Origin of the sequence: [Scytonema hofmanni] UTEX 2349 (assembly GCF_000582685.1) — a bacterium.
In the GTDB taxonomy this organism is placed as follows: Bacteria; Cyanobacteriota; Cyanobacteriia; order Cyanobacteriales; family Nostocaceae; genus Hassallia; species Hassallia hofmanni.
The window spans coordinates 552,489-564,702 of sequence record NZ_KK073769.1 but is presented as its reverse complement, the minus strand read 5'-3'; the positions used below and the strand labels follow the sequence as shown (position 1 = coordinate 564,702).

The window sequence follows — 12,214 nt, the reverse complement described above, 5'->3', positions numbered from 1 at the left end:
GGGTACTCTAAAAACAGGCGCGATCGCATTTTGCAAAAATATGTAAGTAACTGGTAAACTATGAGAATTTTGGTGACAGGCGGTGCTGGATTTCTTGGTTCCCATCTGATCGACAGACTAATGGCTGAGGGGCATGAAGTTATCTGTTTGGACAATTTCTACACAGGTAATAAACAAAACATCTACAAATGGATGAATCATCCATACTTTGAACTCATCCGCCACGACATCACCGAACCAATTCGGTTAGAAGTGGATCAAATTTATCATCTGGCTTGTCCTGCTTCCCCAGTACATTACCAGTACAATCCAGTCAAAACAGTCAAAACCAACGTTATCGGGACGTTGAATATGCTGGGGTTGGCTAAACGTGTCAAAGCACGATTTTTCTTAGCTTCAACCAGCGAAGTGTACGGAGATCCAGAAATTCATCCGCAAACAGAAGAGTATAGAGGTAGCGTCAATCCCATCGGGCTGCGTTCATGCTACGACGAAGGCAAACGAATTGCGGAAACTTTAGCATTTGACTACTACAGACAAAATAAAGTTGATATCCGGGTTGTCCGTATTTTCAACACCTATGGTCCTCGGATGTTAGAAAATGATGGTCGGGTAGTAAGTAATTTTATCGTTCAGGCTTTGCGGGGCAATCCTTTAACAATATACGGGGATGGTTCCCAAACCCGTAGTTTCTGCTACGTTTCCGACTTGATCGAAGGATTTTTACGGTTGATGAAGAGTGATTACGTCGGTCCAGTAAATATAGGCAATCCTGGTGAATACACGATCTTAGAATTAGCTCAAGCCGTGCAGAACCTGATAAATCCGGATGCAGAAATAAAATTTGAGCCTTTGCCTTCCGACGATCCGCGTCGCCGTCGTCCCGATATTACCAAAGCAAAAACTTTGTTAGATTGGGAACCTACCGTTCCTCTGCAAGAGGGGTTAAAACTGACCATAGAAGATTTCCGCGATCGCATCAAAGGTAATCAATAGTCAACAGTCAACAGTCAGTAGTCAGTAGTCAAGGCATTTCTAGACTTTGGACTCTGGACTTTTGACTCTTGAAAACTTCTCTTTGACAACTAACCCCAAAAAACTAAGGAATTAATAAAATGCGTGTTTGTGTAATTGGTACTGGCTACGTTGGTTTGGTTACAGGCGCTTGCTTGGCTCATATTGGACATAATGTAATTTGTGTAGACAACAACGAAGAAAAAGTCAAGTTAATGAAGTCTGGACAGTCGCCAATTTTCGAGCCTGGACTCTCGGAAATTATGCACTCTGCCATTGAATCGGGTAATATTGAGTTCACAACTGACATCGGTGCAGGCGTTAGCCACGGGGAAATTTTGTTTATTGCAGTGGGAACACCACCCTTACCCACTGGTGAAAGTGATACCCGCTACGTTGAGGCTGTAGCCCGTAGTATTGGCGCAAATCTTAACGGTGGTTATAAGGTCATCGTCAACAAATCTACAGTACCTATTGGCTCAGGTGACTGGGTGCGGATGATTGTGATGGATGGGATTGCTGAACGCCAAAAAACATTAGTTCCCGCAGGTGGGGCTGGAAGTGAAGAGAAATTGCCTGAGTATACATCTCAGTTTGATGTACTCAGCAATCCAGAGTTTTTGCGTGAAGGTTCGGCAGTATACGACACCTTTAACCCCGATCGCATTGTCTTAGGTGGTAACTCTCCCAGAGCGATCGGCATGATGAAAGAATTGTATGCCCCAATTGTCGAGCGCAAGTTTGCTTCTGATAAATCTTTACCCCAAGTGCCTGTATTGGCAACAGATTTAAGCTCGGCAGAAATGATTAAATATGCTGCTAACGCTTTTCTAGCAACTAAGATTAGTTTTATTAACGAAGTTGCGAATATTTGCGATCGCGTTGGTGCTGATGTTACCCAAGTAGCAAAAGGTATCGGTTTAGATTCTCGCATTGGTAGCAAATTCTTGCAAGCTGGTATCGGCTGGGGTGGTTCTTGCTTCCCGAAAGATGTCTCTGCCTTAGTTCATACTGCTGATGACTACGGCTATGAAGCTCAACTGCTGAAAGCTGCCGTCAGCGTCAACGAACGTCAGCGCTTGATTGCTTTAGAAAAACTCCAACAAGCCCTGAAAATCCTCAAAGGCAAAACTGTCGGATTACTCGGTTTGACATTTAAACCTGATACCGACGATTTGCGCGACGCTCCCGCACTCAACTTGATTGAGCAGTTGAACCGACTCGGAGCCAAAGTTAAAGCATACGATCCAATTATTTCTCAAACCGGAATGCGTCATGGTCTTTCCGGCGTCTTGGTAGAAACCGACGCCGAACGCCTTGCAGATGGTTGTGATGCTTTAGTATTGGTAACTGAATGGCAACAGTTCAGCAATCTCGATTACGCCAAAATGGCAAAGTTGATGTCCCATCCGGTAATGATTGACGGTCGTAACTTCCTCGATCCGGAAACAATGGTACGGGCTGGATTCCAATATATAGGTGTTGGACGCTAAATCGATTTTACGTTTAATTAACACTAATAAAAACATCGCCAGCGTCGTAGAGACGTTCCCTCGGAACGTCTTTACATTTGTAAATCCCCCGTTGAAAAAATGGGGGATTTTATGTTATATCATGTCGGGTAGCTTGCGCGAAATTCATGAAGAACCCCACCCGCCTATGGCACCCTCCCCGCAGGCGGGGAGGGTTGGGGAGGGGTTCTTTTATTGTGGCTGTTTGACCGGACATGATATTATTGGTCATTTTTAATACTTCTGCCCCAGGAAAAATGATACAACAGACGGAAATTCGTAATTGCATCGCCATTAGTTTAGGAGCGATCGCTGGGGCTTTAAGTCGATATTATTTAACTTTATGGTTTAGCGATCGCTTTGGAGTCAGTTTTCCCTATGGTACTTTTTTTATTAATATCAGCGGTTGTTTGGCGATGGGATTTTTCACCACTTTTGCCTTAAATAATGTAACAATAATCTCTCCAGAAGTGCGTTTGTTAGTCGCTACAGGATTTTTAGGTGCTTACACAACTTTCTCAACTTACGGTTTAGATACAGTCGGTTTATTGCGTAATAGCACAATTTTAACAGCAACATTCTATTGGGCTGGCAGTGCAATACTAGGAATAATCAGCGTTCAGTTAGGCGTGATTTTAGCCCGATTGTGGCGATAAAATTATCCCTCTTTCAAATAACAACAAAATATAAGAGTTAGATCACACAATTTGAGCATAAGATAATCTCAGTCTGAGATTCTAATTGATCGTTAGCTTTAGAGGGAAAGCCATGCCTGTAAAAGCAGCCACAGAACACCTGATTGTTCTACGAGGTGTAAATAAATCTTATGGGCAACCCAACGGTCAGCAAATCGCAATTCTAGAAAATATTAGCCTAGAGTTGCGTCCAGGGGAAATAGTCGCTTTACTCGGACCTTCGGGTTCAGGGAAATCTACCTTGATGCGGATGATTGCTGGGTTAATTCCTGCAACTCAGGGTGAAGTTATATATCACAACCGTCCTTTGGTAGGCTTGAATCCAGGAGTCGCAATTGTTTTTCAAAGCTTTGCTCTTTATCCTTGGTTAACCGTATTAGAAAATGTGGAACTCGGTTTAAAGGCAAAAGGAACACAATCTGACTCTCGCCGAGAAAAGGCGCTGCGGATGATTGATATTATCGGTTTAGACGGATTTGAGAATGCTTATCCCAAAGAACTTTCTGGGGGAATGCGTCAGCGAGTTGGATTTGCTAGAGCTTTAGCCGTAGAACCAGAACTGTTATGCATGGATGAGCCATTTTCGGCTTTGGATGTGCTGACAGCAGAAAACTTGCGTTTTGAATTACTAGATTTGTGGTTAGAGCGAAAAATACCCACCCAAGCTATATTAATCGTCACCCACGGGATTGAAGAAGCGGTGATTTTGGCGGATCGGATTATTGTTTTAGGACGCAATCCGGGAAGAATACGAGCCGATTTACCTGTCACTTTACCTCATTACCGCGATCGCAAAAATCCCAACTTCCAAGCCTTAGTAGATCAAGTATATAAAATTCTCACAAATCCCGACCTAGATACAATTGAACCACCAGCCACTGCTACTACTTCTACCCCAGCAGTGGCAGAACCACCCAAAAATCAATCACTGCCCTCTGTGAGAATTGGCTCCATAGCTGGTCTTTTGGAACTTTTGGAAGATCGGAATGAAAGAGACCTGTACCGTTTAGGACAAGAATTGCAACTAGAGATAGATGATATTTTGCCAATTGTCGAAGCTGCAAAATTGATGAATTTTGTGGAATTGGTAGAAGGTGATATTAGCCTGACCCCAATCGCCGAAGAATTTATTGCTGGTGGAATCGACGAACGCAAACAAATAGTGCGATCGCAACTACTTGACAAAATTCGCCTCGTACAGCAAATTTATCGTCTTTTAGAAGCGAAACGCAATCAACGTATTCCCGAAGAACTGGTTTTGGATATTCTCGAAAATCACTTTAGCCCAGAAGAAGCCCAACGGCAACTAAACACTGCCATCGATTGGGGTCGTTATGCCGAGATATACAGCTACGACGAACCAGCCGGACAAATCTTTTTAGAACAAGTTGCGATGCTATCTGAAGTCTGAAGGATAAAGCATCAAGGTTGAAAAAAAGGGGGATAGGAAAATAATCATCTCCTTGTCCCCTTGTCCCCTTGCCCCCTTGTCCCCTCGTCTCCCCCTCTCCCCTCTCCCCCCTTAATATGACTCGCTCCCTCACTCCCGCAAATAAAACTCTGGGACGCCTCAATTGGACTTGGCAAGATGGATTGCTCATCTTGGCAGTCTTAGTATTAATTGTGGCAATTGTTAGAACCGCTTCGCAATTTAGCGGTGGTTTTCAACCAAATCTGACAGTTTCTACAGACATCAGTGCAATACCAGGTTATACGGCTCAAACGCTGCTCCGCATGAGTCTTGCTTACTTTTTATCTTTGATATTTACCCTAATTTATGCTTATACGGCATACCGATCGCGGATTGCAGCACTGATTTTAATTCCCTTGTTGGATATTTTACAATCAATTCCGGTGTTGTCCTTTTTACCAGGAGTGGTTCTGGCTCTAATTGCCTTGTTTCCAGGTCAGCGAATTGGTATAGAACTTGCCTCGATTCTGCTAATTTTTACTGGCATGACGTGGAACATGACTTTTAGTTTTCACCAGTCTTTATCGAGTATTCCCCAAGAGTTGTTAGAAGCAGCTCGCGTTTATCGGCTTAACCTCTGGCAACGCTTTTGGACATTGGAATTACCTGCTGGGGCAATTGGGTTGGTGTGGAATAGTGTGATGTCAGTGGCTGGGGGCTGGTTTTTTTTGATTGCGATTGAGTCGTTTACTTTAGGTGATAAAGATTTTCGCTTACCTGGGTTAGGTTCTTTTTTAGGAACCGCAGCTAGTCGGGGAGATTATAAAGCTATATTCTCAGGTTTGGCGGTGCTGGTTGGGGTGATTGTATTGATTGATTTTTTTGTGTGGCGTCCGCTGATAGCTTGGACAGAAAAGTTTAAGTTAGAGATGGTTGAAGCACAAAATGTACCGCAATCATGGGTGTTAGATATTATCAGGCGATCGCCTACTTTGCGAATGGTGAGCGATCGCGTTTTGCAACCACTACAAACAGCTTTAGACTACAGTTTAATTCAAGCGTTTCCGGTTCGCTCCCTACCAGTTAACCCCAAAGGAAACATCAAATTGTCTGGTTTCCTCAATTGGGTATTTATCAGCGGCTTTGCTTTAATTGTACTGTGGGGAACTTGGGAAGCCGCTTTGCTACTGCGAGTCATGAGTGCGGCTGATTGGCTGCAAGTCATGGGTGGGGCTGTGTCTACAGCTTTACGGGTAATTGTTGCCTTGGTATTATCTTTATTGTGGACTGTTCCTGTAGGAGTAGCGATCGGACGCAATCCTCGTCTAGCTCAAATATTGCAACCATTAGTGCAAATTGCGGCTTCGGTTCCGGCAACAGCTTTATTTCCCATTTTATTATTAGGGTTAACCCGAATTGCTGGCGGTTTAGAAATTGGCTCCATTGCTTTAATGATGTTGGGAACCATGTGGTATCTGCTATTTAATGTCATTGCTGGCGCCCAGTCAATTCCCGCAGACTTACTAGAAGCTGCTTGGGTATATAAACTTTCCCGCGTGCAACGTTGGCGGACTTTAATTTTACCTGCTATCTTCCCCTACCTAATTACAGGCATTATTACCGCTGTTGGCGGTGCATGGAATGCCAGTATAGTTAGTGAGTATGTCACATTTCAAGGACGGGTGATTACTACATCTGGACTTGGTGCAACGATTTCTCAAGCGACAACTTCGGGCAATTTCCCGTTACTTCTAGCAGCAACAGGGGTGATGTCTTTATTAGTTGTGCTGACAAATCGTCTAGTTTGGCGTCCTCTTTACAAGTTAGCGCAGGAAAAATATCAACTCTTGGTTTAACTTTTACAGCAGAAGTCCCTTCCCGCTCGTTCGCCGCTAGGCGTTCTCGCAGGGTAGAATACACCTATTAGACATCTGTTGAAAAAAAAGGGTTTCGGACAACGCATATTTAATTTCTACCAGATGTCTATTTAACTCGAACTAATGTCTGCACAGTTCAACATCCATTCCCGTCTTCCCTTGCTGTTGCAAAATCGAAGTTTCCACGTTTAGGATAAGCTTAAGTAAGTCGGCTGCTACTGTACCTCATAGCAGCCGGAAATGCTGTAAGTCTGTTATTTAAGATAAAAAACAGCTAGGTTTGCACATCTTATGCCTTCTCCCTTTGCGGGTATGAATCCCTATCTAGAACATCCTTCCCTGTGCGCGGGAATTCATCATCGGTTAATTACGGCGATCGCTAATGACCTCGCTCCTAAGCTTCGCCCGAAGTACATTGTGGCGATCGAGGAACGGATGTACGAGGTGAGTGGAGATACGGCTTTGCTTGTGGGTGTCCCCGATGTCTCAGTACAAAGTTCGCCATCTTTAACGCGATCGACTGAATCGAATCTGGCGATCGCTCCAACCCCCCAGCCCATTGAGGTGTTGCTACCTTTACCGGAGATTCTGACAGAAGCATACTTAGAAATTCGTGCCATAGAAACCGAGGAAGTTGTAACCATCATTGAGGTACTTTCTCCTAAAAATAAACAGGTGGGAATCGGACGGTTGCAATACGAAACAAAGCGGTTAAAGATTTTGGGTAGTGCAACTCATTTTGTGGAAATCGATTTGTTGCGTCAGGGAAATGCGATGGCAATGGTAGGAGATTTTGAGCAAAGTCATTATCGAATTGTGGTCAGCAAGAGCGAAACTCGTCCAAAAGCTCAACTTTATGGGTTTAATTTGCAAGATAGGATTCCTGAATTTCCAGTGCCGTTAAAGACTAATGAACTAGAACCAGCGATTGTTCTCAAGTCATTGCTAGATCAGATTTACGATCAGGGGAGTTATGACTTAAGGATTGATTACAGTCGTCCCCCAATTCCCGCTTTGTCAGAACTGGATATGGTTTGGCTGAATGAGAGATTACAACAGCAAAGATTAAGGTAGATCGCCACAACTGTCTAATCTTCCCCTGCCTCCCTATCCCCCTTGTCACATTCTCCTCTCAAGTGGCAACATCAGCGTGGGAAAATCATAATACGATCAGTAGAGAGGAAAATCCTATTAGTATGCACCTGAGTGAAATAACCCATCCAAACCAGCTACACGGCTTATCGATTAGGCAGTTGCAGCAAATTGCCCGTCAAATTCGGGATAAGCATCTCCAAACCGTAGCCGCAACTGGGGGACATCTGGGACCGGGGTTGGGTGTTGTAGAGTTAACACTAGGGCTTTATCAAACACTAGATTTAGATTGTGATAAAGTCATTTGGGATGTCGGACACCAAGCTTATCCCCATAAACTAATTACAGGGCGTTACGATAATTTCCACACCTTGCGACAAAAAGACGGAATTGCCGGTTATCTCAAGCGCGGTGAAAGTAAGTTTGACCATTTTGGCGCGGGACATGCTTCAACCAGTATCTCAGCCGCATTAGGTATGGCTTTAGCGCGAGATATCAAAGGCGAAAAATTTAAAGTTGTCGCCATTATCGGTGATGGCGCCCTAACTGGTGGTATGGCGTTAGAATGCATCAACCATGCTGGACACTTGCCCAAAACTAACTTGTTAGTTGTCCTCAACGACAACGAAATGTCAATTTCTCCTAACGTTGGAGCGATTCCTCGTTACCTCAACAAAATGCGTCTCAGTCCGCCGGTACAATTTATTAAAGATAACTTTGAGGAGCAAGTCAAGCAAATTCCCTTTGTTGGGGAATCTCTTTCACCGGAATTAGAACGCATCAAAGAAGGAATGAAACGGTTAGCCGTTCCCAAAGTTGGTGCAGTCTTTGAAGAACTCGGCTTTACCTACATGGGACCTGTAGACGGGCATAATTTAGAAGAATTAATCGCCACCTTTGAACAGGCACATAAAATGACCGGACCAGTTTTGGTGCATGTAGCGACAACTAAAGGCAAAGGTTATGAAATTGCCGAAAATGACCAAGTTGGCTACCATGCCCAAAATCCGTTTAACGTAGCCACAGGCAAAGCCATTCCTTCCAACAAGCCTAAACCCCCCGCTTATGCCAAAGTCTTTGCCCACACCTTAGTCAAACTCGCCGAACAAAACCCGAAAATTATCGGTATCACGGCAGCGATGGCTACAGGAACAGGTTTAGACAAACTTCAAGCAAAATTGCCCGATCAATATATTGATGTGGGTATCGCCGAACAACATGCCGTTACCATGTCAGCAGGACTCGCAGCAGAAGGTATACGCCCTGTGGTTGCCATTTATTCTACCTTTTTGCAACGTGCCTTCGACCAGATAATTCACGATGTCTGCATCCAAAACTTGCCCGTGTTCTTCTGCATGGATCGGGCAGGAATTGTCGGTGCTGATGGTCCAACGCACCAAGGTATGTATGATATCGCTTATCTGCGTTGCATTCCTAATATCGTGGTGATGGCACCCAAAGATGAAGCGGAATTGCAACGGATGGTGGTGACTGGGATTAATCATACCTCAGGACCGATCGCTATGCGGACTCCTCGTGGTAATGGTTATGGTGTCCCCTTGATGGAAGAAGGCTGGGAACCTGTGGAAATCGGCAAAGGCGAAATTCTCCGCAATGGCGATGATGTGTTGTTAGTAGGTTACGGCACAATGGTTTACCCAGCGATGCAAGTTGCCGAGATTCTCAACGAACACGGAATACAAGCTACTGTGATCAATGCTCGTTTTGTCAAGCCCTTGGATACAGAATTAATTTTACCTTTGGCGAAAAAAATCGGTCGCGTTGTCACTTTAGAGGAAGGTTGTTTGATGGGTGGTTTCGGTTCAGCTGTAGCAGAAGCGCTGTTAGATGCTGATATTGTGGTTAGAGTGAAGCGAATTGGTGTACCAGATGTTTTGGTAGATCATGCCGAACCGAATGAATCTAAGGCTTCCTTAGGTTTAACTAGTCCGCAAATGGCGGAAACGGTGATGCAAGCTTTCTTTAGTAAGCAACCATCATCTGTTGTTTAGTTAATTCGGCGTTGCTGATTGATGGGATGTCCGCCAAATTACCCATAATAAAAGAACCCCACCCCCAACCCCTCCCCGCAAGCGGGGAGGGGAGACAAAGCAAAGCTTTGGCGGGGTGGGGTTCTCCGGGTTTAGTAAGTAATAAGCGCGGACATTATATGATGGGATGAATTTTGGTGTAGAGATGTTGCACATGCAATGTCTCTACAATGTAAAGAGTAAAGACGTTCCGGCGGAACGTCTAATCAAGGGTTTCGGGCAACGCATAATTATTTTCTGGAGATATCCATTAGACATCTCCAGAAAAGAGCAAAGACGTTCCGGCAGAACGTCTAATCAAGGGTTTCGGGCAACGCATAATTAAATTAGGTCGATGTCCATTTAATTACCTTCACCAATGGCAATAAAATTAAACGCAGACTTTTCTTTCGTAACTGCCAGTTCAGGAGAGCTTCCCCCTGATTGTTGCTTAATTCCCAAATCGAAAATATTAACTTGAGCTTGGTTTGGGGTTATATCCTTAACAATAATTTGATTATCAGCACCCCAATCCTTTAAAGTAGCTACTACACTGGGAGGTTCGTTAAAAGGTTCGTTAAAAGTAATTGCATAGGTTCCTGTATCCACTGATTGAACTTCAAACCCTTGTCCACTTTGTTTTTTTCCGTCTTCGTTAACTGTTCCGTAAATAATTTTTTGGGTCATTTTTTTTACCTTTTTCAAATGAAAGTTTACATCAACTTGCCAAACTTGAATTTGGCGATGGTCGAGTTCTATTCAGGCTTTAAACCTCGGTTTTGCGTCGTTTACTCGCCCGGAAATATTTGCTAAAATTAGAACATATTCAGAAATTTAAATCAAGGTGTCGCTAATGCGGTTTGACTAAATCGCTCAAGTCAAGCAAAAATTTATATTATTAAGTCTTAAGTAAGGCTATGATATTTTTGGCAAATTTGTTGCCGTAGTTTAAGTATTTAATGCCCTTTTATTAAACTAATGATTTTTATGATACCTTCCACAAACCAGGTTTATCCCGTTATTTGGCACAACGACTCGGTGTCACTTATTGACCAAACCCGCTTACCGAATGAGTATGCTGTTGTCGAGATTCACCGGAGTGAAGACATGGCGCGGGCAATTAAAACTATGATAGTTCGGGGTGCGCCGGCAATTGGTGTAGCAGCAGCCTATGGGATGTATCTTGGTGCGAGGGAAATTGAAACTAGCGATCGCACTCAATTTTTCGATTCTTTGGAAAAAGTCGCTCAAATTTTGGCTGCTACTCGTCCAACTGCGGTAAATCTATTTTGGGCAATTTCCCGCATGAAGAAAGTTGCTTACCAAACTGTCGGTTCTGTAGAAGACATCAAAAAAATCCTTTTGCAAACTGCCCAAGCTATCAATGCAGAAGATTTGCAGACTTGTCAGGCGATCGGTGATAATGGCTTAAAAGTCTTACCCGCTACCCCAGAAAAGTTAACAATTCACACTCACTGCAACGCTGGAGCTTTAGCCACTGCTGGTTATGGTACAGCATTGGGTGTAGTCCGTTCCGCATGGCGTGAAGGACGTTTAGAGCGCGTTTTTGCCGACGAAACCCGTCCCAGATTGCAAGGTGCAAAACTCACCGCTTGGGAATGTGTGCAAGAAGGCATTCCGGTTACGGTAATTACTGATGGGATGGCGGCTCATTGCATGAAGCAAGGCTTGATTCACGCTGTAGTTGTGGGTGCTGACAGAATTGCTGCGAATGGGGATGCGGCTAATAAAATTGGGACGTATAGTTTAGCACTTGTTGCAAAGGCACATAATATTCCCTTTTTCGTTGCGGCGCCACTTTCTACCGTTGATTTTGAATTACCTGATGGTAGCGAAATCCCCATTGAGGAACGCGATGCAAGCGAAATATATCAAGTTGGTGAAACCATACTTACACCAACTGGGGCAGAATTTTATAACCCAGCTTTTGATGTGACTCCAGCAGAATTAATTACAGCAATTATCACCGAACATGGTGCATTTGCTCCTGGGGAGTTACAAAAGTTCAAAGAAAAGCAAGTGGTTTAAAGAGTTTATACCAATTATATGTGAGGTTGCACATAACGCCCGCAGGCTGGAAGCCTGGGGCTATACGAACGTTCGCGCAGCGTCCCGAAGGGAAGCCCACCTGCGTGGGCTAATTATAGCAAATCACGCATACTCAGGATTTACGCGCGAACTATGTATTTCCGTCATTGCGACGCAAGGAAGCAATCTCAAAGTCTTGTTTTTTGGTAATGAGTGCGTAAGTCCTAATACTGTAAAGACGTTCCGGCGGAACGTCTCTACGATGGTTGCGACGTTTTTGTTACGAGACGTTTCAGCGTGAGAAAGTGTTTGCGATGGGTTGATTGTGTAAGCAATTTGCTGATATTCTTCCGATTTTTATCCCACACTGCATAAATTGATGTTGTTTAGACCTATCAGAATATAGAAAGTAAGCTAATTTTGCGTTTTGAACCAAAATACTTGTGTTCTGAACCAAACGACTTGTTTTCTGAACCAAACGACTTGTGTTCTGAACCAAACGACTTGTTTTCTGAACCAAACGACTTGTTTTCCG

Annotated in this window: 9 protein-coding genes; 8 read left to right on the top strand and 1 reads right to left on the bottom strand. The window is 43.9% G+C overall.

What is annotated here, in order from left to right:
- Window positions 1-60 precede the first annotated feature (60 nt).
- The 7 genes from TOL9009_RS0132585 (at window position 61) to dxs (ending at window position 9,612) form a co-directional block, all read left to right on the top strand.
- Complete coding sequence (locus TOL9009_RS0132585; RefSeq protein ID WP_029637565.1) at window positions 61-996, top strand: UDP-glucuronic acid decarboxylase family protein; 936 nt, start codon at window positions 61-63, stop codon at window positions 994-996.
- 119 nt (window positions 997-1,115) lie between these two features.
- Window positions 1,116-2,507, top strand: coding sequence for a UDP-glucose dehydrogenase family protein (locus TOL9009_RS0132580; protein ID WP_029637564.1), 1,392 nt, complete (start codon window positions 1,116-1,118; stop codon window positions 2,505-2,507).
- A gap of 275 nt (window positions 2,508-2,782) precedes the next feature.
- Window positions 2,783-3,181: a fluoride efflux transporter CrcB gene (gene crcB / locus TOL9009_RS0132575; RefSeq protein ID WP_144238436.1), complete on the top strand. Its 399-nt coding sequence runs from the start codon at window positions 2,783-2,785 to the stop codon at window positions 3,179-3,181.
- 112 nt (window positions 3,182-3,293) lie between these two features.
- Window positions 3,294-4,631, top strand: a complete 1,338-nt coding sequence (locus tag TOL9009_RS0132570; protein WP_029637562.1) for an ABC transporter ATP-binding protein — start codon at window positions 3,294-3,296, stop codon at window positions 4,629-4,631.
- Between the two features lie 116 nt (window positions 4,632-4,747).
- Window positions 4,748-6,487 (top strand): ABC transporter permease, encoded by a 1,740-nt coding sequence (locus TOL9009_RS0132565; RefSeq protein WP_029637561.1) that lies wholly within the window; start codon window positions 4,748-4,750, stop codon window positions 6,485-6,487.
- A 312-nt stretch (window positions 6,488-6,799) separates the two neighbouring features.
- A complete protein-coding gene (locus TOL9009_RS0132560; RefSeq protein WP_029637560.1) occupies window positions 6,800-7,582 on the top strand; it encodes a DUF4058 family protein in 783 nt (260 codons plus the stop codon).
- A gap of 122 nt (window positions 7,583-7,704) precedes the next feature.
- Entirely contained in the window at window positions 7,705-9,612 is a 1,908-nt protein-coding gene (gene dxs / locus TOL9009_RS0132555) for a 1-deoxy-D-xylulose-5-phosphate synthase (RefSeq protein WP_029637559.1), read from the top strand.
- A 381-nt stretch (window positions 9,613-9,993) separates the two neighbouring features.
- On the opposite strand, the gene TOL9009_RS0132545 is transcribed toward dxs, so the two are convergent.
- Window positions 9,994-10,317 carry an H-type lectin domain-containing protein gene (locus TOL9009_RS0132545; RefSeq protein WP_029637558.1) on the bottom strand — a complete coding sequence of 108 codons (324 nt, stop codon included), beginning with the start codon at window positions 10,315-10,317 and terminating at the stop codon, window positions 9,994-9,996.
- Between the two features lie 300 nt (window positions 10,318-10,617).
- Here TOL9009_RS0132545 and mtnA point away from each other — a divergent pair, with 300 nt between their 5' ends.
- Window positions 10,618-11,679, top strand: coding sequence for an S-methyl-5-thioribose-1-phosphate isomerase (gene mtnA / locus TOL9009_RS0132540; protein ID WP_029637557.1), 1,062 nt, complete (start codon window positions 10,618-10,620; stop codon window positions 11,677-11,679).
- Window positions 11,680-12,214: the final 535 nt, after the last annotated feature.